This window comes from Bizionia saleffrena (assembly GCF_008086175.1).
In the GTDB taxonomy this organism is placed as follows: Bacteria; Bacteroidota; Bacteroidia; order Flavobacteriales; family Flavobacteriaceae; genus Bizionia; species Bizionia saleffrena.
In genome coordinates this window covers 62910-88641 of the sequence record NZ_VSKM01000004.1, presented here as the reverse complement: position 1 = coordinate 88641, position 25732 = coordinate 62910, and the positions used below count along the sequence as shown (strand labels likewise).

Sequence of the window (25732 nt, the reverse complement as noted above, 5' to 3'; positions counted from 1 at the left end):
CTCTCTGTGGCAATTAATAACAGCTAACGTTTATAAAGTTAGTGTTTTAAATGAGATCATTAACTTTTTTTCTAGAGCTTTTAATTGCGACATTTCATTTGAAAGTACTAAAGCAATCGACTCGCCTTTTTTGCCCGCTCGTGCAGTTCTACCACTTCTGTGCGTGTAATATTCTAAATGCTCAGGTAATTGATGGTGAATAACAAAACCTAAATTATCAACGTCAATACCACGTGCCGAAACATCGGTAGAAATTAAAATCTGAAGATTAGTATTCTTAAACGCACGCATCACTTTATCGCGGTCTTTTTGTGTCATATCGCCTTCTAATGCATCTACATTAAATCCTTCTTTTTGAAGTAATTGTTTTAATCCTTGTGCGCCAGCTTTAGTTTTACAAAACACAATACCGCGTTTCTCTTCCCTATCTTCTAGTAATCTAATTAAAGTTTCAGGTTTGTTAGCAATAGTGGTTTCTACAACATAATGAGAGATATTCGCGTTCACCAGACTATCTCTGTCTATTTCAATACGCATCGCATCTTTAGACACGTAACGTTTTACGATGTCTTTTAAATCTTCGGGCATAGTGGCCGAAAATAACCAGACATTTCTGGTTCCAGAAGTCGCCTTAAGAATGGTGTTTAAATCTTGCTTAAAGCCCATACTTAGCATTTCGTCTGCTTCATCTAAAACAATGGTTTTTATCTGTTTTAAATCAATGCAGTCTTTATCTAACAAATCGACTAATCGCCCAGGTGTTGCTACCACTATGTGTGTGGTACGCTTTAGGTTTTTAATCTGAATATCTATTTTTTCACCGCCATAAACACCTTCAACAAAGACTTGTGCATCATTGTATTTCGTGAATTTAAAGAGTTGTTTTTTAATTTGCTGAACCAATTCGCGTGTTGGCGATAAAATTAATACCTGAATAGCGTCCAAACTCGGGTTTACTTTATGCAATGCCGGTATACCGTAGGCAGCTGTTTTTCCCGTTCCTGTTTGGGCTAAACCTATAAAATCTTTAGCAGACGCCAATAACATAGGTATGGCTTGCTCTTGGATAGCGGTAGGTGTTTTAATTCCTAATTCTTTTAACGATTTGACGTAGTTTTTATGAACTCCTAAATCTTTAAATGTACTCATAATATATAATGTAATTAGAAATAATAATTGGTAACGATTAGAATAAAAAACGGTAAAATAGCGTAATTAACACTAATCTTCAGGCGGAAATCCGTTGATTTCTTCAAAAACTTCATCAAAATTAGTACGTAAATACGAGTTTAATTTCTTGCGGTAATCGTCTTTTAACCATTCCACAAAATTAAAGGTACTTTTACTAATACATTTGGTATAACGGTGAATTCTAAAATCGATATCGTCTACTAATAATTTTGCAAGAGCCAAAGCATCCCACAAGTCTTCACTGTTTTCAATACAAATTTTTGCATGATGTTGTATAGAGCGTTCTAAAATAACTTTAGAGGATTCTCCGTTTCTAATCGATGCAATATAATTTTTCTTTACATCGAAATAAACATCTTCAGATTTTGCAAATTCAGCACGAACGGCTTCAGGCATTTCATATCTAAAGTTTTCTTCTAAATCTTCATCATTTAAAATACCATCCAAGTAGAAATTTGGCGATCTAAATATTTTTTGCCAATCTAAATCATTTCCCCAAGGTCCAAAACGATGTAAATTGTTACCTAAATCAATAACCGTAAATTTAGATTTATTCTTTAAAATACGCGATCCACGCCCAATCATTTGGTAGTATAATGTCAGTGATTTTGTGGCTCTATTTAGTACAATACAATCTACCGTAGGCTCATCGAATCCTGTGGTTAAAATACTCACCGATGTAAGGATCGCATCTGGTGTTTCTTTAAACCATTTTAAAATGGCTTTACGTTCTTTTTTACTGTTATTATTATCAAGGTGAGCTACTGGGTATCCTGCACGTCTAAAGGTGTCGTAAACGTGTAGCGAGGTGTTAATACCGTTGTTAAATATTAACGTTTTTCGTCCTTTACAGCGTTCTTCGTAAGCTTGAATAAGCTTCGTTAACATGTCTGTATTGGTGTATAAATCTTCAGAAGATTTTACCGTATAATCACCGTTAGCTCCAACAACCAAAGAGGTTAATCCTACGTTATAAGAAAAGACTTCGGCACGTGCCAGAAATTCATTTTCTATTAACGAATGAATCGTTTCTCCTACAATTAATTCGTTGTAGTTATCCTTCATTGGTAGATTAATATTACTACTTAAAGGTGTTGCTGTTACTCCTAAAATAAAGGATTTTTCGAAAAACTTAAATAATTTAGTAAAGGAGTTATAATGCGCCTCATCAATAATAACCAAACCAATGTCCGAAATATCTAGTTTATCATCCGTTAACCTATTGTTTAAGGTTTCTACCATCGCCACAAAACAATTGTAATTACCTTGATCAGATAAATCGGCTTTACTATCAATTACTTTATTAGACACCCCAAACTCAGAAAGCATGTTCGAGGTTTGTTTGCACAATTCTATTCGGTGCGTCATCACCAAAACTTGCTTTTTATGATTTTTTAAGTATTGTCTTACAATCTCAGAAAATATTACTGTTTTACCACCACCAGTAGGTAATTGATACAAGAGGTGATAATCTTCTGGCGCGTCTTCAAAACATTTGAAAATCTTATTTATAGCCCCTTCTTGGTAACTATATAAATTCTTCCCTTCCGTGCGTTCTTCTAATTCTAAAGCTGTTACTGACATCTAATAAATTCCGATTTTACAATGGGCAAAAATACAACGTTTTGTAGCCTTTTTACGAATAAATCCCATAAAAATTTTAAAATTTGTATTTTTGATTGTACATATGACTTACAAAACAAACGATTATCAGGAACAATTTAGTGGTTTTTTTAATACACCACATCTATTTAAATCAGCCGTTTTTGGCTTAGAGCCTTATGTTAAAAGCCCCGTAAACACCTTTGTTTTCGATGCGCCAATAAACCCGAAAGTGCGTTTAGGACATCGTGTGGAGCGTTTTGTTTCTGCGGAGTTGTTACAGATTTCAAATCTTAATATTTTAGCTGAAAATTGTCAAATTAAAAATGAAGAACGTACTATTGGCGAGCTCGATTGCTTGTTTTTAGAGGAAGGCACTCCGATTCATTTAGAAATTCAATTTAAATATTATTTGTACGACCCGTCTTTGGGTACCACAGAAATAGACCATTGCATTGGCCCTATGCGCCGCGATACGTTAACTAAAAAACTACACAAGCTAAAAACACACCAGCTACCACTACTCTATTCTCCTGAAACCAAGCCATTGCTGGATAGTTTAGGGTTACAAGTGGAAACTATTGAACAAAAAATATACTTTAAAGCACAATTATTTTTACCGCTTGGCGCCTCTATTACGCTCACTAATTTAAACCCAGATTGCGTTTATGGCTTTTATTTTAAATACCAAGATTTGCCGTTATTTGAAGACTGTAAATTTTATTGTCCTAAAAAAACCGACTGGCTGCTAGACCTCACAGCCGCCGTGAACTGGCAAACCTACGCACAGATACTTCCAAAATTAAATACTTATAAAGATGAAAACTATGCGCCATTATTATGGTTAAAACAGCCCAATGGGGAAATGACCAAATGTTTTGTAGTGGCGTGGTAAAGGAATTGAATTTACCTTAATTTATAACAGAGTGCATCAGTATAAATCCTGTGTATTTCTAAATATTTAAGTAAAATCAAAGCCTGAAAACTTAACTATTCTTCTTTACTTTGCAGTATTACTTTTTGATTAATTCTTGACTATGACAGAAACAGCTTCACAATACCAATTACATTCTGCTTTAAAAACCTATTTTGGGTACGATACTTTCCGCGGTCAGCAGCAGGAAATTATCCAAAACGTATTACAAAAAAAGGACACGCTTGTAATTATGCCAACGGGTGGAGGTAAATCGATATGTTTCCAAATACCAGCTGTTGTTTTAGAAGGATTAACGCTCGTTATTTCACCGTTAATTGCGTTAATGAAAGACCAAGTGGATGGCCTAAATGCCAACGGTATTAAAGCGTCTTTCTATAATAGTAGCCAGTCGTCGCAAGAGCAACAAAGCATTATTGAAAAAGTAATAACTAAAGAAATAAAACTATTATATGTCGCTCCTGAAAGTCTTTCGGGACTTGAAAATTTAGTGAATGAAAAATACATTAGTTGTGTCGCCATAGATGAAGCACATTGTATTTCTAGTTGGGGTCACGATTTTAGACCGTCGTACCAGCAATTAGGATTTTTGAAGAAAAAATTACCGAATACGCCAATTATTGCGTTAACTGCAACAGCCGATAAAGCTACGCGACAAGATATTGTAGAGCAACTTGAAATGCCACAAGCAGAGCAATTTATTTCGTCTTTCGATAGAAAAAATATAGAGTTAGAAGTCCGCCCAGCAGATGCTCGTGCAAAACAAATAGTCACTTTTATTAAAAAACATCCCGGGCAATCGGGTATTGTGTATTGCCTAAGTAGAAAAAACACAGAGCAAATCGCAAAAAAATTAAACGATAACGGTATTAATAGTGATTGCTACCACGCCGGATTGAGTTTTGAGGATAGAACCCGAGTACAAGAAGATTTTATTTTCGATAAAACGCAAGTCGTTTGCGCTACTGTTGCTTTTGGGATGGGAATTGATAAATCGAACGTGCGCTGGGTAATTCACCATAATATGCCAAAAAATATTGAAGGCTATTATCAGGAAATTGGACGTTCGGGACGAGATGGGCTAAAAGCAAAAGCCGTCTTGTTTCATAGTTATGCCGATGTTATTCAATTACGGAAATTTGCTACTGGAGCTTCTAATGAAGACGTTCAAATTGCAAAATTAGAACGTATGAAGCAGTTTAGTGAAGCCACTACCTGCCGACGAAAAATTTTATTAAGCTATTTCGGTGAATTGTTAGCTGATAATTGTGGTAACTGCGATGTCTGTAAAAACCCCCCAACGTTTTTTGATGGTAGCGTAATTGCTCAAAAAATTCTATCTACCATTACACGCGTGGATCAAAAAGAAGCAACAGGAACCATAATAGATGTGCTTCGTGGTGCCAACAATGCCAATATTTTAGACAAAGGTTTAAATGGTGTAAAAACTTTTGGAATTGGTCACGAAATCTCTTGGAAAGACTGGCAACAATACATAATACAATTGATAAATCAAGGGATTTGTGAAATCGCTTTTCATAGAAATAACGCATTACAACTGACCGATTTTTCAGAGAAAGTACTCTTTAAAGGATTAAAAGTACACTTAACGCATCCTGTTTATAGTAATGAGAAATCGAAAACTCCAACAGCAGCCGTTGCCTCGAAAAAAGTAAATAGCAATAGCTTATTCGAACGTTTACGAAAGTTACGATACCGTATTTCTCTAGAAGAAAACCTGCCAGCTTATCTTATTTTTAACGATGCGACGTTGAAAGAAATGGAACGTGTTCGCCCAATGTCTGAGAGTGAATTTTTAGCCATTTCTGGTGTCGGACAGCGAAAAATGGAAGTCTATGGTGATGAGTTTATAGCCGAAATACTTGATTTTATAGGCTCTAAAATTAAGAAACCTAAAAAAACGGACACACATTTAGTGACCTACGAATTGTATAAAACAGGATTATCTATTGAAGAAATATCACTTCAGCGAAAACTAAAAGCACCCACAGTGTATTCTCATATCGCCAAGTTATATTCCGACGGAAAAGATATTAATATTTACGATTTTGTATCAAAAAGTGATGTTGAAGCCGTTCATCAAGCAAAAATAGAATTAGAATCACCTAACGCTTTAAAAGATTATTTCGACTATTTTAATGAGCAAATGGACTATTTTAAAATCCGTTTAGCATTAAGTGTTATTGATAAGGATGAGTAATAGTAATGAAAAACACCAAAAATAAAAATAACGAAAAGATTCAATTACGAGAAGCAATAGCTATTGGAATTGGAGGAATGGTTGGCGGTGGTATTTTTGCTGTTCTAGGTCTTGCTGTTTCGCTCGCTAAAGGAGGCACGCCAATCGCGTTTTTAATTGCTGGTGTGTTGGCATTGTTTACAGCATATAGTTATTCTAAATTGTCTCAGGCATTTCCTGATAAAGGCGGCACCGTACGCTTTGTTAATGAAGGTTTTGGGAAAACTATATTTAGTGGTAGTATAAATAACTTGCTTTGGGTGAGTTATGTTATTATGTTGGGTTTGTATGCCTCTGCTTTTGGGTCTTACGCACCAAATCTTTTAGAAATTACCGGTCGTTATTCTTTAGACACACATCTTTATTCGAGTGCGATTATCATTCTCGCAACCGCCATAAATTATTATAGTGTTAAGGTGGTTAGCAAAATAGAATCGTATGCGGTAGTTATAAAACTTATTATTTTAATTGCTTTTATTTTTATTGGAGGTTATGGTTTATTTGAAAACCCTAACGTAACGCAATTGGCTTTTTCAAATTGGGAAACTCCCGTAAATTTATTAACGGGAGGAATGGTTATTTTTGTGGCTTATGAAGGTTTTGAGCTTATTGCCAATGCCGCTCCAGATATTAAAGATCCTAAAAAAAACATTTCGAAAGCCTACCTATACTCGGTAGTATTTGTAATTGTATTATACATAATAATTGCCATAGTAACGGTAGGATCGTTACCTTTTAGTGAGATTGCGAAAGCGGAAGACTACGTTTTAGCCGAAGCTGCCAAACCATTATTGGGGAAAATAGGTTTTACAATTATAACAGTAGCTGCGCTTATTTCTACATTTTCAGCAATAAATGCATCGTTGTATGGAGGAAGTCGTGTTAGTTTCGAAATTGCTGAAGACGACGAGCTTCCATCAGAATTTACTAGACAATTATGGAACCAACCTATCGGGTTGTTTATAACGGCTATTTTAACGTTAATATTAACCAATACGATGCATTTAGAAAGTATTTCGACCGCAGGAAGCGTGGGCTTTTTACTTATTTTCGCAATCGTTAATTATATAGCCTTTAGATTTTCAAAACAAATAAAAGCGAATAAAATGATCCCTTTATTAGGATGTCTTTTTTGTTCCATTGCATTAGTTACGCTTATTTTACAACAATTTACCGCTAATAAAACGGGTGTAATTGTCTCCCTTTCGGTTATTGTAATGTGCTTTTTAATAGAATATATTTACAAAACTTTAGAACGAAAAAATATTCGTTAATAACTCCTCACCTTTCGGCTTTAAAAAAACCTTAAAAACACTTACTTTGCGTCTTCAAAAATTATACTATAAGTGAAAGTTTGTATCGCCGAAAAACCTAGTGTAGCAAGAGAAATTGCTTCTGTTTTAGGAGCCAACACCAAGCGTGATGGTTACTACGAAGGCAATGGGTATGCAGTTACCTATACTTTTGGTCACTTATGCACTTTAAAAGAACCCAACGATTATAAACCGCACTGGAAAAGTTGGGATATAAACAACTTACCAATGTTGCCCGATAAATTTGAGACGAAAGTCACCAAAGATTCTGGAATACAAAAACAGTTTAAAATTGTAAAAAGCTTGTTTGATAAAGCCGATGTGGTAATAAACTGCGGCGATGCGGGACAGGAAGGAGAACTCATACAGCGCTGGGTTTTAGACCAAGCAAATTATAAAGGCGAAGTGCAACGTCTATGGATTTCGTCCTTAACCACTGAAGCTATTAAAGAAGGATTTAAGAATCTACAACCGTCTTCAAAATATGACAATTTATATTATGCAGGATTTTCGCGTGCTATTGGCGACTGGTTATTAGGAATGAATGCCACGCGTTTATACACGGTAAAACATGGTGGTTATAAGCAAGTATTGTCTGTTGGTCGTGTGCAAACCCCCACTCTAGCCATGGTTGTAAACCGGTTTAAAGAGATTGAAGACTTTAAACCACAACCGTATTGGGAATTACAAACCTTATACCGCGACACTTTATTTAGTTACGAAGAAGGGCGTTTTACCAATGTCGAAGCGGGTCAAGTTCTTGCCGACAAGGTAAAAGCTCACGATTTTGAAATTGTTTCTATTAGCAAAAAAAATGGTAACGAATACGCCCCTAAGCTGTTCGATTTAACCGGTTTACAAGTATTTTGTAATACGAAATTTGGTTTTTCGGCCGATGAGACCCTTAAAATCGTTCAGAAATTATACGAGCAGAAAGTGGTAACCTACCCGAGAGTTGATACTACATTTTTACCTAATGATGTGTACCCAAAAGTTGAAAGCACATTGCGAAACATTACAAAATACAGTGCGTTAACTGCTCCGCTTTTAGGAAAAAAAATAAAGAAATCGAAAAGGGTTTTTGACGATTCTAAAGTTACCGATCACCACGCAATAATTCCTACAGGAGTTCAGATTAATTTGCAATACAACCAACAACAGGTTTACGATATCATTACGCGCCGTTTTATTGCTGTGTTTTATGACGATTGTAAAGTAGCAAATACAACGGTAATAGGTAAAGCAGATACGGTTAACTTTAAAACCACTGGAAAAGAAATATTGAGTAAAGGCTGGCGTGTTGTTTTTGAATCTGCCGATTCTAAAACCAAAGAAGCGGGACTGTTACCGAGTTTTACTAAAGGTGAAAAAGGGCCGCACGAACCGTCGTTTTTACAAAAGGAAACCAAGCCACCAAAACAGTTTACCGAGGCCACATTATTGAGAGCAATGGAAACTGCAGGTAAGCAAGTAGATGACGATGAGCTCAGGGATTTAATGAAAGAAAACGGTATTGGCCGGCCGTCTACACGTGCCAATATTATAGAAACACTCTTTAGACGCAAATACATAAAGCGCAATAAAAAACAAGTCCTACCTACGCTTACGGGTATCCAGTTAATTGATATTATTCAAAATGATATGCTTAAATCGGCTCAATTAACCGGTTTATGGGAAAAACAATTAAAAGATATTGAAAAAGGGGCCTACAGTGCTGGAGCGTTCATTAAAAATATGAAGCAAATGGTAGACCGCCTGGTGTACGATGTGCGCAGTGAAACCGTTAAAGCCAATATTTCTTATACCAATAATGCGATAACGAAACTGGGTATAAAAACAAAGTCAGAATCAAAAACAACGGCAAAACCTTCGCAAAAAGGAATTGTTGGTTATGAATGTCCGAAATGTAAAAACGGACAATTAGTAAAAGGAAAAAGTGCTTACGGCTGTAATTTATATGGTAAAAGTTGCGATTTTGTATTGCCTTTTAGTTTTGGTGAAAAGAAAATTTCTTCCAATCAATATTTAAGATTATTAAGCAAGGGATCGACGGTAAATTTGAAAGGTTTTAAGGTAAATGAGGCTTTAGTTGAAGGTTTGTTGCGCTTTGATGAGGCATTCAAATTAAAACTAGAACCGAAAAAAAGTGTTTCAAAAACCACTTCAAAAGAATCGTTAGAAGTAAATAGTTGTCCGAAATGTAAAACAGGGATCATTATAAAAGGGAAAACAGCGTATGGGTGTAGTGCCTACAAAGCGGGATGTGATTTTAGATTTTCGTACGCTGCTATTCGCGAAAAAGCAAACGGACAGACATTAACAAAAGCATTAGTTTACAGTATTTTAAATGGCGCGTAAACATCAGCATTTTAAAATGTATAAACCTTACGGAATGCTTAGTCAGTTTGCTAGTAATTCTACGCAACAAAAGCGCAAACGATTTTTAGGTGAGCTCAGTGATTTTCCAGAAAATACTATGCCTATTGGGCGATTAGACGAGAAAAGCGAAGGCCTACTATTGCTTACAACCAATGGTAAATTAAGTAATTTTATAAATAGTTCGTCCATCGAAAAAGAATATTATGCGTTAGTAGATGGCGCAATTTCTGAGGAAGACATACTCCAATTATGCAACGGTGTCGAAATAGGTTTTAATGGTAAAAAATACCAAACAAAACCGTGCAACGTATTTAAACTAGACCACGCTCCCAACCTTCCTGAGAGACAAAAGAAAATTCGTGACGAGCGACACGGTCCGACCACTTGGATATCAGTAACTTTAACCGAAGGTAAATTTAGACAAGTACGAAAAATGACGAGTGCTGTTGGTTGTTCTACTTTGCGTTTGGTGCGCATACGTGTTGGCAATATTCATTTAAAAACACTCCCTATAGGTGCCGTGGAAGATTTAGATCTTACTAATTTCATAACATAAAACAACGATAAAATGCCTAACTATTTATTAAAATAATAAAAGCTTGAAGTTAGGGTGTTTACACAGTGTTTTAACTAATCTTTAAGGTGTAAAACACTATAATCTCTATAAAACGCAGTATTTTTACGTTTAAAGAATAATTTTCAATGAAAGAAACACTAGCTACTTTTTTTTACGATTACTTTATAAAATTTCATATTCCAGAAACACTGGCGTTGTATTTAAACTTATTAGCAATGATAGTTATTTTACTTTTGCTATTGTATGTGATCGATAGAATAACGCGACGCGTTTTAATTTCATTGTTTTCGCGCTTTTCTTCATCAACAAAAACCAATTTTGATGATATTTTGTTGAGTCACCACGTGCCAAGAAATTTAGCACATATTATTCCCTTTATTGTTGCCTTAAAATTTGTTCCGGTTGTTTTTTATCATTTTGACGATGCTAATCATTTCTTTTTAAGAGCTCTGTTAGTATTAGGGATTATAATGGTTTTATGGATTGTGAGGAGTATTTTGCAATCGTTAAATAGCTATTTTAAAACCTTACCACGATTAAGAGATAAGCCCATAGATAGTTACATTCAGGTATTTATGATTTTCGCTTGGTTTAGCGGAATCATTTTTGCTTTGGCCGTTGTAAGCGGTATAGATGTATGGAGGTTTTTAACGGGGTTGGGAGCTATTTCGGCTGTTATTTTATTAATTTTTAAAGACACTATCTTAGGTTTCGTAGCGAGTATTCAAGTGGCTATTAATGATATGGTCCGCATTGGTGACTGGATTACCTTCGAAAAGTTTGAAGCTGATGGGGATGTAATAGAGATAAATCTATCGACGGTAAAGGTCCAGAATTTCGATAAAACTATCACTACAATACCCACTTATGCTTTAATTTCTGATTCGTTTAAAAACTGGAGAGGAATGACAACTTCTGGTGGTCGACGTATTAAAAGGCATATGTTAATTAAGCAAAGTAGTATTAAGTATTTAACAGATGCTGATATAGAACGCTTAAAGGAAATTCAGTTAATTTCTGATTATGTTGCACAACGTCAAGATAAAATAAAATCGTATAACACCGATAACAATATTAATAAAGAGTTATTGCTAAACGGAAGAAACTTAACGAATATTGGTGTGTTTAGAAAGTACATACAAACATCGCTCGAAAATCATCCAGCTTTAAATAAAGAGATGATTGCAATGGCGCGACAGTTACAACCTACAACGCAAGGTATTCCACTGGAGATTTATGCCTTTAGTAGTGATAAACGTTGGAAAAATTACGAATATATTATGTCGGATTTATTCGATCACTTTTTAGCAGCTGTACCATATTTCGATTTAGAATTGTTTGAATTACCGAGCTCTCATGGAAGTAAAAAAATGGGACCAAGAACTGATGATGCAAAGGACGATTTTAGCGAAGACAAGACAAACGCTGAAGCCGTTGATAAAGAAAATACTAGAGATAATAAAAAAGAGAGAAAGAACACAAAAAAAGAAACGGATAAGGGCTTAGATTATAATAATTTAAATCCTCAATAATAACTATCATTCAAAACCAAAAAACCTCGATTTATATAAAATCGAGGTTTTTTAATTTATGGTTGTTATTGTTATATTTTCTTAACACGAACGGCATTTAGGCCCTTCATTCCTTTCTCTAGTTCAAATTGTACTTTATCGTTTTCAGCAATCTCATCGATTAATCCGCTAACGTGACAAAAGTATTTTTCACTATCTAGTGCATCAATAATAAAACCAAATCCTTTAGAAGAGTCGTAAAACGACACTTTTCCTTTGTGGATTGGATCTACTTCTTCCTCATCTCCTTCTTCTCTTCTAGGCACTCCTAAAACGATGTTTTTCGCTTTCACCTTTACTTTGTCCTCTGGATTTGGTGGTGTATCCGTTAGGTTACCATTAAAATCTACATAGGCCATAGGTATTCCCGAAGTTCCATTTTCAGTAGATTCAGCTTTACGAGCATCCATCTTCTTTCTTTTCTCCTCTCTCTTCTTGAGGCGTTTTTTTTCTTTTTCTAATTTGTTAAATGTCTGTTGCGACTTTGCCATTATTTTTTTTGAATATTTGTTACTTAAAATTAAAAATTGATAATCTATTATTTACAAAAGTACGAATTTGTTGCGTTAAAACGAAAAAAAATATTTTATTCGTTTTTTACGCTATCTTCTTCTTTTACAAGCGTTATAGTTGCTTTTACTCCTGTGGCTAAATTCCATTGATTTGAAGAGATCACAATTCCTTTGTCATCCAACACTTCAAACTGTGCTGTATTTGGCCCGCTAGAGCCTTGGTTTAGAGCTTCAAAATCAATAACATTTAATCCTGGTTCTAAGGTTAAAAACAATCCTTTAAAGTGTGTTTCTAATAACACGCGTTCTCTAACCATTTCTCCATTTACATATACCCGAATTAAATCGCCATCAGGGTATTGATGATCGCGATATACAATGTTAACACGCGCTGCACTGGTACTAAATTCGCCTAAATACTGCGTAACTGTGCTTCCGTTTTGACGGCGCTCATCGTCTGGTCGCAATTTTAGCGCATTCTTTAATTGGTCTTGGTATAACTCGGCAGGGTTTCTAAATTTAGTTTCATTTGTAATCGAAAAATTACGACGTCTTGCCACTGGTAGTTCTTCTTTCTTAGGGATTTTTACCTCAGTATTAGACGCGGCTGGTGTCGCCCCAAAAACAGGTTCAGGATTTATAATAAGCTCGTTGTCTTCCTTTGGGTCTTCAACCGCTTCAGCTGGAATAATAATAGAGGTGTTTTCACGATCCACCTGCGCACTCAAACGGAACGCACACACTACTATAAATAAAAAAGCAAATCTAAATTTCATTAATTAATTACATCTTTGAAACTAAAATAAACCAAAAACCATACCTAACTGTAAATAAAAACATAAAATTGGTTTCTGGCTCGTATTTTTAGGATTTATGAAAAGTAAAACAGCCTATAAATCTATATTTAAAGGCTGTTTAAAAAATTGTTTTATGTCTCGCTTTTTAATAATCTAAAAGTGCTAGTAATTCAGCTTCGAATTTATCGCGTGATAAATATTGATCTTCTAATTGATTAATAAAAGGAATTGGCGTGTCTAAACTAGCCACTCGTTTTACCGGAGCGTCTAAATACTCGAAGCAATGTTCCATTAGTAATGCTGAAATATCACTAGCGATACCACCAAAAAGCGAGTCTTCTTGTAAAATAATAGCGCGACCTGTTTTCTTAACCGATCTATAAATAGAATCGGTATCTAAAGGCTGAAGCGTTCGTAAATCGAGAACATCGGCCTTTATATTTGGGTGTTTTTCTAGCGTGTTTAATGCCCAATGTATTGCGGCGCCATAAGCAATAACGGTGACCTCGTCTCCTTCACTTAACAACGCAGCTTTACCAAATGGAATTGTAAAATAATCGGTGGGTACTTCCTGACGAATACTTCTGTACAAGGCTTTATGCTCGAAGAATAATACGGGGTTTGGGTCGTTAATAGCGGTAGCAAGTAATCCTTTAGCATCTCTGGGGAATGCTGGGTAAACAACCTTTAAACCCGGTGTTTTTGTAAACCAGGCCTCATTGGTTTGCGAATGAAACGGTCCGGCCGCAACTCCTGCGCCACAAGGCATACGTAAAACAACGTCCGCATTTTGGTTCCAGCGGTAATGCGATTTTGCCAAATAATTAACCACCGGATTGAATCCTGAGGTTACAAAGTCACTAAATTGCAGTTCGACTACACTTTTAATTCCGGCGATAGATAAGCCCATTCCCGTTTCAATAATTGCCGACTCACAAATGGGCGTGTTACGCACTCTGTCTTTTCCAAACTGTTCGACAAAACCATCGGTAATTTTAAAAACACCACCATATTCGGCAACATCTTGACCCATAATCACTAAATCTTCATGGCGTTCCATAGATTGCTTCAGACCTTGAGAGATGGCATCAATTAAGCGTAATTCTTCAGTGATTGAATTTTCTTTAAACTCCTGGTATTCAAATTTTTTATAAACATCATTTAACTCATTAGTTTCAGAAGCTTCAATTTCTTCTTCGGCTCCTGCACGCTTTAAAGCGGTATCAATTTCCGCTTTAAACTCAGCTTTTAAACGCAAGTCTACCGCTTCTGTTAAAATTTGCTCTTCAATTAAAAAATGCTTAAAATTATTTATTGGATCTTTTTCTGCCCATATATCTATAAGATCTTGTGGGACATATTTTGTACCGCTCGCCTCTTCGTGACCACGCATTCTAAAAGTTTTAAATTCAATTAAAATTGGTCGTGGATTACTTCTAATGCTTTTTGCTAATTCTGAAACCTTAGTATAGACTTCAATAATATTATTTCCATCAATAATATGAGATTCTATACCATACCCAATAGCTCTATCAGCTAAATCCTTACAATTATATTGCTCACTTGTTGGTGTAGACAAACCATAACCGTTATTTTCGATACAAAACAAAACGGGTAATTGCCATACTGAAGCGACGTTTAAAGCCTCGTGGAAATCGCCTTCGCTGGTTCCGCCTTCTCCTGTAAATACAGCTGTGGCTTGATTTTTATTTTTTAGTTTACTCGCTAATGCAATCCCATCGGCAACCCCTAATTGTGGCCCTAAGTGAGATATCATACCTACGATTTTAAATTCTTGGGTTCCAAAATGGAAACTACGGTCGCGACCTTTTGTAAACCCCGAGGCCTTACCTTGCCATTGTGAGAATAAACGGTGCAACGGAATGTTACGCGCGGTAAACACACCTAAATTACGGTGCATTGGTAAAATATATTCGTCGTCGTTCATAGCCAACGTGACTCCTATAGAAATGGCTTCTTGGCCAATACCACTAAACCATTTGCTAATTTTACCTTGCCGTAATAAAATTAACATTTTCTCCTCGATCACGCGAGGTTTTAACATTGCTTTGTATAATTCTAAAAGTGTAGCGTTGCTTAGAGACGCCCTTTTATATTCTATTTTGCTTTTCATTTCTGAAATTGTGTTCATACTAATCGTTTTTCAAATATAGCATATTTGCCGTAATACTATTAAAAGGGCGTTAAAAATATGGATTATAAACTTTGCTATGTTTTCTTTACATTTGTATTAATAATTGACATTAAAAACGAGCATAAATGAATAGTATACCTAGCGTTAATTTAGAAGATTTTATTTCGGGAGATCCTGAAAGAAAGCAGCAGTTTATAAATGAAATTGGTATTGCGTATCAAGACATTGGTTTTGTGGCTCTAAAAGGACATTTTTTAGATGAAACTCTTGTAGAGAGACTTTATGGAGAGATAAAAAACTTTTTCGAATTACCGTTAGAAGTAAAACACAATTATGAAATTGAAGGTATTGGTGGGCAACGTGGCTATGTGTCGTTTGGGAAAGAAAGTGCTAAAGGTAAAAAAGAAGGCGATTTAAAGGAGTTTTGGCATTTCGGACAATACGTGGAGGATAACCCAGAACTCGCGAATGCCTACCCCGATAACGTTTACGTAAAGGAGCTGGAAGACTTTAATGACGTGGGAAAAGAAGCCTACGGAAGGTTAGAAAAAACCGCAAAATATGTGCTTAGGGCTTTGGCTTTATATTTAGAGCTAGAAGAAACCTATTTTGACCAATATATACACAACGGAAACTCTATTTTAAGACCTATACATTATCCACCAATTACTGAAGAGCCTAAGGCAGCCGAACGTGCAGCAGCACACGGAGATATTAATTTAATTACCCTTTTAATGGGAGCCCAAGGTCGCGGTTTACAAGTAAAAAATAACGATGGCGAATGGATAGATGCTATTGCAGGGCCCGATGAAATAATGATTAATGTGGGAGATATGTTATCGCGACTCACTAATAATAAATTAAAATCGACCATTCATAGAGTCATTAATCCGCCACAAGATCAATGGGGAACATCGCGTTATTCGATTCCGTTTTTTATGCATCCTATTAGTGAAATGAAATTGGATGTTTTAGACGGTTGTATCGATGACAAACATCCGAAGCAATTTGAGAATATTACTGCTGGCGATTTTTTGAATGAACGCCTTATTGAATTAGGATTGATTAAAAAATAATTAAAACCGAAATGTAATCGCTTTTAGCAATTACAATTCACTATTGAAAATACAATGGATTTACAAGACCAATTGAAATCACTTTTTCCAGAGCACGAGGCTTCTATAACTGAAGATAAATCAGTTGAAGAATCTTCTAATATTTGGATTCAAGAGGATCCTATTTTATGTAAATACGAAAAGCGTAAAGGAAAACCCACCACGATTATAGATGGGTATACCGGAGCTACTGAGGATTTTAAAATGTTAGCCAAAGAATTAAAACAAACGCTAAGTGTTGGTGGGAGTTTTAAAGATGATAAGATAATTATTCAGGGTGATTATCGCGATAAGATAATGTCTATACTAAAAGATAAAGGATTTAATGTAAAACGCGTTGGCGGTTAATAAATGTCAGAGAACACATTACATATCACAAATGGCGAAATCTTAACTAAATATCTTCAAAAACTTAATTTTGAAGGTGATATGTTATCGTGGGACGAAATGTTATGTGAAGGTCCAACGGTAAAAGATGTTACCTCTGCTAAGTTTTTAGACTTACGTAAAGCGTTTTTTAAAAACACGTATGGTTTCGATTATAAGGAAGACGAATTTATTTCTGAAATACACCGGTTAGACCATATTAACACTTATAAACGTGTCGTTCTTTGGTTTGAATACGATTTATTTTGCCATATAAATTTAATAGCCATTATCAGTCTGATAATGCAAAAAAAAGCGATTATTCCCTTATATCTGGTTTGTAGCGGGCGCATTGATAACGAAAAAGGCTTGAAAGGATTGTCGCAATTAACGCCACAGCTACTTAAAGAACATTATACTAATAAAATAAGACTAACGGTAGACGACATTTCACTTGCCGAAAAGGCGTGGTCAATATATTGTGGGAACAATCATAATTTGTTAATTCCTTTAATTGTTAGACCGTCTAATTTTATATATTTAAGTAACTGTCTAAAAGCACATTTAAGGCGTTTTGCAGATACACGAAGTGGCTTAAATACTTTGGAGTATAACATTCTTAAATTAATTAATACCCATACTATCAATTCAAGGCATCACCTCTCTGGTTATGTACTGCATTATCAAGGCTTTTATGGCTATAGTGATTTGCAAATAGAACGTATTGTTAATAGCTTAGAGTCGTTTTATACAGAAACGAAAGATGAATTAATACTAAACAGAGATGGTTATTTGCTTTTAGAGCATCAAAAAAATGTCTTTAATACTATCGATACAGATATGGAATACGGCGGCGTTAGAAAATGCGAATTTACCTATTTTAAAGATCAGAATAAACTTATAAAAACAACCTTAAATGCCCATTAAAGAATCAGAATTAATTTTAAATCCAGATGGTAGCGTTTACCACTTAAATATTCGTCCGGAACATTTGGCTAAAACGGTGATTACTGTTGGCGACCCCGATCGTGTCGATGACGTGACAAAGTATTTCGATAGTGTGCGTTTTAAAACACGTAAACGTGAATTTCATACGCAAACGGGGGTGTATAAAAATAAACCGATAACTGTAATTTCTACAGGTATTGGCACAGATAATATTGATATTGTTTTAAATGAATTAGACGCTTTAGTTAACATAGATTTTGAAACGCGTAAAATTAAAAAAGAATTAACGACGTTAGATATTATTAGAATAGGTACTTCGGGCTCTATTCAAAATAACATTCCTATCGATTCGTTTTTAATAAGTGAGTATGCTGTAGGGTTCGACAGCTTACTTCATTTCTATAAAAGTGATGCGGTACAGTATAAAAATATTTCTGAAGCTTTAATAGAACACACCCAATGGTGCGATCAAAAATCGAGTCCGTATGTCGTAAAATGCGATGATATATTATTTAAACAGTTAAATTCAGATAAAACACATTCAGGATTTACCGCAACCAACTCTGGTTTTTATGGTCCGCAGGGCCGAGTATTACGATTAGCCTTGCAAGATGATACTTTAAACGATAAATTAGCTAACTTTAATTTTGAAGGACAAGCCATTACAAATTTAGAAATGGAAACTGCCGGTATTTATGGATTATCGAAGCTTTTAGGGCATCGTGCCGTGTCTATGAACGCTATAATTGCCAATCGCGCCAATGGAGAGTTTACAAAAAATGCTAAAAGCACCATTGATAGTTTAATACACTATACTTTAGATAAATTAGTAGACTAATATTTAATACAGAATTCCGTAGAAAAGGAATAGACACATTATAATGAAAAAAGTAAAAATTGGAGGGGTTCCGGAACATTTTAACTTGCCTTGGTATTTAGGTTTAAAAAATGGAGAGTACAAGGACGCGGATATTAACTTGCGCTGGCATAACTATTTTGGTGGCACAGGTGAAATGAATAATGCGCTTAGAAATGGAGACATTGATATGGCGGTTATTTTAACCGAAGGTATTATCGCCGATATTATTGCAGGAAATAGAAGTAAAATTGTACAAACGTTTATTCAAACACCTCTAATTTGGGGAATTCACGTTGCCGATCAATCACGTTTTAAATCCATAAAAGACTTAAGAGGTACTAAAGCAGCAATAAGTAGATATGGTTCTGGCTCACATTTAATGACTTACGTTAATGCGAAAAACAACGATTGGAATTTAGAAGAAGATCTAGATTTTGAAGTTATAAAAAATCTGGATGGTGCTGTAGAAGGTTTAACAGAAGGTACCGCCGATTATTTTATGTGGGAGAAATTTACCACGAAACCATTAGTAGATAACGGTACATTTAAGCGCATCGGTAACTGCCCTACTCCTTGGCCTTGTTTCGTAATTGCCGTACGCGAAGAATTTTTAGAAACCAATCGCGACGTCGTTAAAACTATTTTAGATATTATTAATAACACAACTGTAGATTTTAAAAATATCCCGAATATTGATAAAATGATTGCTCAGCGTTATAAACAAGAGATTGAAGATGTACAGCAATGGTTGTCGCTTACCGAATGGTCACAAACGCTTATCGATGAGCCTACAATTAATAAAGTTCAAGATCAATTATTAGCTTTAGATATTATTCCTAAAAAATTAGATTACAAAGATTTAGTAGAGAAATTATAATACATTTATACTAAAAAAAGCGAGCTGCATAGTGCGCTAACAACACATAAATGGCTATGAAAATAACATCTGCAATCCTACTAACGACTATCGCACTTTGCGCGGGCCTTTGTTGCCCGGAAGAAGACGATTACAACGGTCATAATTACACCGTAGAAAATGATGCTTTACTTTCTGTGGAAGGCAACGTGAGTACTTTAAATCTAGGAGACACTTTATATTTTGAAACTGCAATTAGCGATACGCAAAGTAAGACCACTAATGAAAACATTTCGATTAGCGATTTCACACAATCCGGTGAACCTATAACTTACAGCCTTTTGGTTTATAAACTAAATAGTTACGGGAATTTTGATAGGATAACCTTAAATGATGATAGCATAACAACAATTGAAGGTTCTGTCTTTGTTGTTGAAGACCCGAACAACCCCTATCTACAATTAAAAACTGTGCTTACAGAAAACACGTATAAAAATAAATTCGGTGTAACAGTGTTGGAGGCAGGAACGTATTATATTGGAGGTGATTATAACACTTATAACGGAAAAATTGGAATCTACACAACTAACGAATTTGGAACACTAAATATCACCACTAAAATTGTGAATTCAAATACTGAAGGGCGCTATATATTTACCATCAATTAAGGAGTGAACTAGTCGCAAATTACCAGTCAATCGTTGTCTTACCTTGATCTTCTAAGAGTGTATTCACTTGACTAAAATGTGAATTTCCAAACCAATAGCCACGGTTGGCGCTAAGTGGAGACGGATGACCAGACGTTAAAATAGTATGTTTGCTAGCGTCAATTAATTTAGCCTTTTTCTTTGCAAATCCACCCCAAAGTAAAAAAATCACCTTTTTATTATGTGTACTTATTGTTTTAATCACAGCATCGGTAAATGGTTCCCATCCTTTTTTTTGGTGACTTGCTGCTTCGTGAGCACGAACTGTTAACGTTGCATTTAACAAAAATACGCCCTGTTGCGCCCAACGTTCTAAATTTCCTGATACGGGGTACGCCTTTCCTAAATCGGTGTTAATTTCTTTAAAAATATTAATTAGAGACGGTGGGTGCGATACCCCATCATTTACGCTAAAACACAATCCATTCGCTTGATTAAAATTATGGTAAGGATCTTGACCAATTATAACTACTTTAACCGCGCTAAACGTACATATTTCGAACGCTTTAAAAACGTCTTCTTCCGCAGGGAAACAATCTGTTGTTGCATATTGTTCCTTAATAAACGCTATTAAATTAAGAAAATATGGCTTTTGCAGTTCATCTTTTAGAAAAAAACTCCAACTCTCTGGTAGTGTTAATTGCATAAGGTCTTCGGGTTGTAAATTATAAAACTCTAAAATAGTACTATCTTTAAAATTATAAAATAATTATTGCTTTTTATAGGGCTTTACTTTTTTAGAATTTTAAATTTGTAGATTAATTAACGACGTCGTTCTATCAGTATTTTGAATATGAAAAATATAAAATTTCCTACAGCACAAACTATTTTATTAATTATTGCTGCTTTGGTAACCTTACTAACATGGTTAATTCCTGCCGGAAAATACAATACATTAGCTTACGATTCCGCTTCAAGTACATTTATTGAAGTCGCTAAAGATGAAACGAAGACCTTACCTGCAACCCAAGCAACTTTAGACGGATTATCGATAAAAATTCCATTAGAAAAATTTACGAGTGGCGACATTTACAAAGCCATTAATATACCCAATACTTACCGAGAATTAGAAGCGAAACCACAAGGAATAACCGATTTTATTAAATCGCCTATTAGAGGAATTATTGAAGCTGCCGATATTATTTTCCTTGTTTTAATTATTGGAGGTTTAATTGGTATTATTAATAGTACCGGGGCTTTCGATGCTGGAATTTCTTGGTTAGCGCGTATTTTAAAAGGTAGAGAATTCATTTTAATCATTTTGGTAACCACTTTGGTGGCTGCAGGAGGAACTACTTTTGGGCTTGCCGAAGAAACCATTGCCTTCTTCCCTATTTTAATTCCTGTTTTTCTCGCCGCTAAATACGACGCTTTAGTAGGAATTGCTTGCATTTTTATAGGTTCTTCAATTGGTACAATGTGCTCGACGATAAACCCTTTTAGCACAATTATTGCGAGCGATTCTGCTGGAATAAGTTGGACAACTGGGTTGCCTGGTCGTGTGTTTATGTTAGTAAGTTGCTTGTCGATTTGCATTTTTTACATTATGCGTTATGCCAAACGTGTAAAAAACGATCCTACAAAATCTATAATTTACGATCAAAAGGAGCAAATTGAAGCTCTTTTTGGAGAGAAAAAAGACCACACAGTAACTTTTACATTACGTTTACGTTTAGCGCTATTAGTATTCGCGCTTTGCTTTTTAGTAATGATTATTGGTGTATCGTTGTTAGACTGGTGGTTTTTAGAAATGACATCTACCTTTTTAGTTGGTGCTATTTTAATTGGTATTATAACTCAAATTAGCGAATCTGATTTTGTTGAAACATTTGTTAAAGGAGCTGCCGATTTATTGGGAGTTGCCTTAATAATTGGTATTGCACGTGGCGTAACAGTCATTATGGCCGATGGTTTAATTAGTGACACGATGTTATATTATGCCAGCGGTATAACCGAAGGAATGTCTAAAGGTTTGTTTGCCAGTGTTATTACTATTATTTACGCGGGGCTTTCATTTTTTATCCCGAGTTCCTCTGGGATGGCGGTATTAACTATGCCTATTATGTCACCTCTTGCCGATACCGTAAATGTTGGTCGTGAAATCGTTGTTAACGCTTACCAATATGGATTGGGTTTATTCTATTTAATTAATCCGACAGGATTAATTTTAGCATCTCTAGCGGTTGTAAAAGTGGGCTTTAATAAATGGTTAAAGTTTATTATGCCGTTATTTATTGTTTTAATTGTATTCACTTTAGTAGTAATGACGATATCGGTGTATCTATAAAACATAACATTTAAGAAATCTAATAAAACGGAGAATATGGAGACTAAAACTAAGTAAAGCAAACTGTTCTAAAAGTGTATCATTTAAATAGGAATACGTAACTTTGTTATTATTTAAAAAAAGAAATTAACAAAGCGAATGTACCGCATATGCGGAGAAACTAATGATAAGTATTCACGAAAAAACATTACAAGATTTAGAGTTTTCAACGGTTTTAGAACAAGTGAGCGAGCACTGTGTTACGCATCTGGGTCATTTAAAGACCTTAGATATTGCGCCGCTTAAGAACAAAGAACAGCTTCTTAAAGAGTTACAAGTCACCAACGAATACCTCTCTTCTTTTTATAACGATAATCGCATCCCAAATCACGGTTTCGATACCATTTCTAAGGAATTACAATTACTTAAAATTGAAAACACATTTTTAGAACCTCACAGTCTTAAAAAAATAGTTTCCATTTCGCTTACGTGTAACGAGATTGTAAAATTCTTAAAGAAGTTTGAAATTTACTATCCGGGGTTAAAAGCCTTTTCCTCTCAAATAGAAATCACCAAAGCGCTTATTGAATCTATAGACGCTGTCATTGATCGATTTAATGATGTTAAAGATAATGCGTCGCCATTATTAAACGCTATTCGTCAAAATATAAATAAGCTTAAAGGTAAAATAAATTCAAGTTTTACATCGGCTTTAAATATCTATCATAATCTTGAGTATTTAGACGATATTCGAGAATCTGTAGTCGATAATAAGCGTGTTTTAGCTGTAAAAGCAATGCACCGCCGCAAGGTGAAAGGCGCTATTATGGGTGGAAGCAAAACGGGTAGTATTGTTTATATAGAACCTGAAACGACTTTACTTCATACGCGAGAATTAAACAATTTAGAATATGAAGAAAGCGAAGAAATCGTCAGAATTTTAAAGCAATTAACGAACTTTTTACGCGATTATTTACCCTTAATTGAAAATTATCAATTGTTTCTAACTGAGATGGATGTTATTTCAGCCAAAGCGAGATATGCAAGGTCTATAGATGGGATTTTACCCGAAATTACCGAAGAAAAAAACGTCTATCTTCGAGATGCTTATCACCCACTACTCTATTTAAACAATTTAAAGAAGAAACAGAAAACGTACCCGCAAACTATAGAATTAGACCAAGAGAGTCGTATTATCGTAATCTCTGGCCCAAATGCAGGCGGAAAAAGTATCACGCTTAAAACGGTGGGATTATTACAGTTAATGTTTCAAAGCGGACTCTTAATTCCGGTTCATGAACGTAGTAAAGTGAGTGTTTTTGATCGTATTTTAACCGATATTGGCGATAATCAATCCATAGAAAATCAATTAAGTACCTATAGCTATCGATTAAAACAGATGAATTTCTTTTTAAAGAAATGTAATAAAAACACTTTGTTTTTAATTGATGAATTTGGAACCGGATCCGATCCTGAACTCGGAGGGGCTTTAGCTGAAACGTTTTTAGAAGAGTTTTATGCTAGAAATGCTTTCGGTATAATTACTACCCATTACGCTAATTTAAAAATTCTAGCCAGTGAAAAGCCAGAAATGATTAATGCAAATATGATGTTTAACGAGCGTACTTTAGAACCTATGTACCGTTTAGCTTTAGGGCAACCCGGTAGTTCTTTTACCTTTGAAGTCGCACAAAAAAATGGTATTCCTTATGGCTTAATTAATAGGGCGAAAAAGAAAATTGAACGGAGTAAAGTACGTTTTGATGCCACCATTGCAAAGCTTCAAAAGGAACGTTCGCGTTTAGAGAAAACCTCGGAATCCTTAAAAATTAACGAAAAGAAAAAACAAACAGAAGCTGATAAACTAGAAGGGATTAATGAGAAGATTCAGAAAAAGTTAGAAAGCTATCAAGAATTATACGACGATAATCAGCGTTTAATTTATTTAGGTCAGAAAGTAAATGATATTGCTGAAAGCTTCTTCGAAAACAATCGTAAGAAAGAACTAATGGGTGAGCTATTTAAATTAGTTCAAATAGAAAATTCTAAACGCAAGAAAGTAACAGCCAAAGAGAAAAAAATTACTAAAGAAAAAGTAACACAAGTAAAAAAGGAAGCAGAAAAGAAAGTTGACGTTATTCGTGAAAAGAAAAAGAAAGCTAAAGAAAAAGCCATTGTTGTAGAGAAACCAAAACCCATTTTAAAAGTAGGCTATCGTGTAAGAATGCAAGACGGCCGATCGGTGGGTAGTATCGATAGGATTGAGAAAAATAAAGCCACTGTTAATTACGGTTTATTTACTACGATTGTTAGTATGGATTTATTAGAATTAGTTGAAGCTGTAACACTTAAAAAATGATATCAATTCCTAAACACAAACAACTTATCTTATTTGATGGTGTTTGTAATTTGTGCAATACTTCTATTCAATATGTAATTCGTCATGATAAAAAAAACACCTTTCTATTCGCAGCGCTACAGAGCGATGTTGGTAGAGAGATGATTACGAAATTTAATATAGACCCTTTAAAAACCGACTCCATATTACTATATAGTCCAGTAAAGGGAATGTACACAAAATCTACAGCCGCTTTACGAATTGCAAAACATCTTGGTTTCCCCGTAAATGTGTTACCTGTCTTTTTAATTTTCCCCACTTGTATTCGCAATATGGTTTATGATTTTGTTGCAAAAAACAGATACAAATGGTACGGTAAAAAAGAGCAATGTATGATACCTTCTCCCGAATTGCAATCGAAATTCATTGGAAAAACTAACGCATAAAAAAAGCCTGAATTATTAAAATTTAGGCTTTTCTTATTATAGTTTACCTAGATTGGCACTATTTTATAAACTAACTTATCTTACTTTTTCTTTTTTGAGTGGAAATCATTTTTATGTATGTAGACTTGTTGTAGTTCTCAATATCGATCTCTTCCATAGTCTTAATACCTCTAACACTAATTACAACTGTATTACTTTTAGCGTCGCTAGCTTTTTCAGTTTCAATAGAACTATTACTACTATTCAAATCATTTGGTGCATCTTGAGCTGAAGCGAAAGAAACAAATAATAAGAAAAATACTGTCGATAATAATTTCATAAATACAAGTGTTATTGTTGTTTAATACTGCAAAGATATGGGCGTTCTACAAGAGGATACAATTTAATCGTTGAAACACAAAACTATTTGATTAACCCCTAAAAAATGCAGATTTAATCGATGAGTTACATTCTGATAAACAGATTATCTCATCCTACAAAAAACTGTTCGTTCGTTAAAAAAAAGCATAAAATAGTAGTCTGAAACAAGAGGTGTAGACG

At 34.8% G+C, this 25732-nt stretch carries 22 protein-coding genes; 15 read left to right on the top strand and 7 right to left on the bottom strand.

Annotated elements, in window-relative coordinates:
• Nucleotides 1-30: 30 nt before the first annotated feature.
• Both ES676_RS04690 and ES676_RS04685 read right to left on the bottom strand, forming a co-directional pair.
• Nucleotides 31-1149 (bottom strand): DEAD/DEAH box helicase, encoded by a 1119-nt coding sequence (locus ES676_RS04690; protein WP_148368883.1) that lies wholly within the window; start codon nt 1147-1149, stop codon nt 31-33.
• A gap of 72 nt (nt 1150-1221) precedes the next feature.
• Nucleotides 1222-2775, bottom strand: a complete 1554-nt coding sequence (locus tag ES676_RS04685) for a DEAD/DEAH box helicase (RefSeq protein ID WP_148368882.1) — start codon at nt 2773-2775, stop codon at nt 1222-1224.
• A gap of 103 nt (nt 2776-2878) precedes the next feature.
• Between ES676_RS04685 and ES676_RS04680 the strand changes: the two genes are divergently transcribed.
• The 6 genes from ES676_RS04680 (at nt 2879) to ES676_RS04655 (ending at nt 11788) form a co-directional block, all read left to right on the top strand.
• Nucleotides 2879-3688: a DUF1853 family protein gene (locus tag ES676_RS04680; protein WP_170234426.1), complete on the top strand. Its 810-nt coding sequence runs from the start codon at nt 2879-2881 to the stop codon at nt 3686-3688.
• Nucleotides 3689-3830: 142 nt separating this feature from the next.
• Complete coding sequence (gene recQ, locus ES676_RS04675) at nt 3831-5948, top strand: DNA helicase RecQ (RefSeq protein WP_148368880.1); 2118 nt, start codon at nt 3831-3833, stop codon at nt 5946-5948.
• 5 nt (nt 5949-5953) lie between these two features.
• Nucleotides 5954-7261 (top strand): APC family permease, encoded by a 1308-nt coding sequence (locus ES676_RS04670; RefSeq protein ID WP_148368879.1) that lies wholly within the window; start codon nt 5954-5956, stop codon nt 7259-7261.
• Between the two features lie 72 nt (nt 7262-7333).
• Nucleotides 7334-9658 carry a DNA topoisomerase 3 gene (locus tag ES676_RS04665; protein ID WP_148368878.1) on the top strand — a complete coding sequence of 775 codons (2325 nt, stop codon included), beginning with the start codon at nt 7334-7336 and terminating at the stop codon, nt 9656-9658.
• Entirely contained in the window at nt 9648-10235 is a 588-nt protein-coding gene (locus tag ES676_RS04660) for a pseudouridine synthase (RefSeq protein WP_148368877.1), read from the top strand. Before ES676_RS04665 ends, ES676_RS04660 begins: the two co-directional genes overlap by 11 nt.
• 146 nt (nt 10236-10381) lie before the next feature.
• Complete coding sequence (locus tag ES676_RS04655; RefSeq protein ID WP_148368876.1) at nt 10382-11788, top strand: mechanosensitive ion channel family protein; 1407 nt, start codon at nt 10382-10384, stop codon at nt 11786-11788.
• A 71-nt stretch (nt 11789-11859) separates the two neighbouring features.
• Here the strand turns inward: ES676_RS04655 and ES676_RS04650 are convergent, their stop codons facing one another.
• The 3 genes from ES676_RS04650 to ES676_RS04640 form a co-directional block, all read right to left on the bottom strand.
• Nucleotides 11860-12318: a cold-shock protein gene (locus ES676_RS04650; protein ID WP_148368875.1), complete on the bottom strand. Its 459-nt coding sequence runs from the start codon at nt 12316-12318 to the stop codon at nt 11860-11862.
• Nucleotides 12319-12413: 95 nt separating this feature from the next.
• Nucleotides 12414-13115 (bottom strand): hypothetical protein, encoded by a 702-nt coding sequence (locus ES676_RS04645; RefSeq protein ID WP_148368874.1) that lies wholly within the window; start codon nt 13113-13115, stop codon nt 12414-12416.
• Between the two features lie 166 nt (nt 13116-13281).
• A complete protein-coding gene (locus tag ES676_RS04640) occupies nt 13282-15288 on the bottom strand; it encodes an alpha-ketoacid dehydrogenase subunit alpha/beta (protein WP_148368873.1) in 2007 nt (668 codons plus the stop codon).
• Nucleotides 15289-15416: 128 nt separating this feature from the next.
• On the opposite strand from ES676_RS04640, the gene ES676_RS04635 reads away from it, so the two are divergent.
• From ES676_RS04635 to ES676_RS04610, 6 genes are read left to right on the top strand one after another with little or no spacing between them, the layout of a single operon-like run.
• Complete coding sequence (locus tag ES676_RS04635; RefSeq protein WP_148368872.1) at nt 15417-16367, top strand: isopenicillin N synthase family dioxygenase; 951 nt, start codon at nt 15417-15419, stop codon at nt 16365-16367.
• Nucleotides 16368-16421: 54 nt separating this feature from the next.
• Nucleotides 16422-16754 (top strand): translation initiation factor, encoded by a 333-nt coding sequence (locus tag ES676_RS04630; RefSeq protein WP_148368871.1) that lies wholly within the window; start codon nt 16422-16424, stop codon nt 16752-16754.
• A gap of 3 nt (nt 16755-16757) precedes the next feature.
• Nucleotides 16758-17699 (top strand): DUF1835 domain-containing protein, encoded by a 942-nt coding sequence (locus ES676_RS04625; RefSeq protein WP_148368870.1) that lies wholly within the window; start codon nt 16758-16760, stop codon nt 17697-17699.
• On the top strand, nt 17689-18558 hold the full coding sequence (locus ES676_RS04620) for a nucleoside phosphorylase (protein ID WP_148368869.1): 870 nt from the start codon (nt 17689-17691) through the stop codon (nt 18556-18558). The genes ES676_RS04625 and ES676_RS04620 overlap by 11 nt, the downstream gene beginning before the upstream one ends.
• A 43-nt stretch (nt 18559-18601) precedes the next feature.
• On the top strand, nt 18602-19456 hold the full coding sequence (locus tag ES676_RS04615) for a substrate-binding domain-containing protein (RefSeq protein ID WP_148368868.1): 855 nt from the start codon (nt 18602-18604) through the stop codon (nt 19454-19456).
• A 56-nt stretch (nt 19457-19512) separates the two neighbouring features.
• Nucleotides 19513-20103 carry a hypothetical protein gene (locus ES676_RS04610; protein ID WP_148368867.1) on the top strand — a complete coding sequence of 197 codons (591 nt, stop codon included), beginning with the start codon at nt 19513-19515 and terminating at the stop codon, nt 20101-20103.
• A gap of 19 nt (nt 20104-20122) precedes the next feature.
• Here the strand turns inward: ES676_RS04610 and ung are convergent, their stop codons facing one another.
• Complete coding sequence (gene ung, locus ES676_RS04605) at nt 20123-20788, bottom strand: uracil-DNA glycosylase (RefSeq protein ID WP_148368866.1); 666 nt, start codon at nt 20786-20788, stop codon at nt 20123-20125.
• A 147-nt stretch (nt 20789-20935) separates the two neighbouring features.
• On the opposite strand from ung, the gene ES676_RS04600 reads away from it, so the two are divergent.
• The 3 genes from ES676_RS04600 to ES676_RS04590 all read left to right on the top strand — a co-directional run bounded on the left by ES676_RS04600 (nt 20936) and on the right by ES676_RS04590 (nt 25192).
• Nucleotides 20936-22429 carry a YfcC family protein gene (locus tag ES676_RS04600; RefSeq protein ID WP_148368865.1) on the top strand — a complete coding sequence of 498 codons (1494 nt, stop codon included), beginning with the start codon at nt 20936-20938 and terminating at the stop codon, nt 22427-22429.
• A 163-nt stretch (nt 22430-22592) separates the two neighbouring features.
• Nucleotides 22593-24767 carry an endonuclease MutS2 gene (locus ES676_RS04595; RefSeq protein ID WP_148368864.1) on the top strand — a complete coding sequence of 725 codons (2175 nt, stop codon included), beginning with the start codon at nt 22593-22595 and terminating at the stop codon, nt 24765-24767.
• A complete protein-coding gene (locus ES676_RS04590; protein ID WP_148368863.1) occupies nt 24764-25192 on the top strand; it encodes a thiol-disulfide oxidoreductase DCC family protein in 429 nt (142 codons plus the stop codon). Before ES676_RS04595 ends, ES676_RS04590 begins: the two co-directional genes overlap by 4 nt.
• Before the next feature lie 70 nt (nt 25193-25262).
• Here the strand turns inward: ES676_RS04590 and ES676_RS04585 are convergent, their stop codons facing one another.
• Entirely contained in the window at nt 25263-25511 is a 249-nt protein-coding gene (locus tag ES676_RS04585) for a hypothetical protein (RefSeq protein ID WP_148368862.1), read from the bottom strand.
• Nucleotides 25512-25732: the final 221 nt, after the last annotated feature.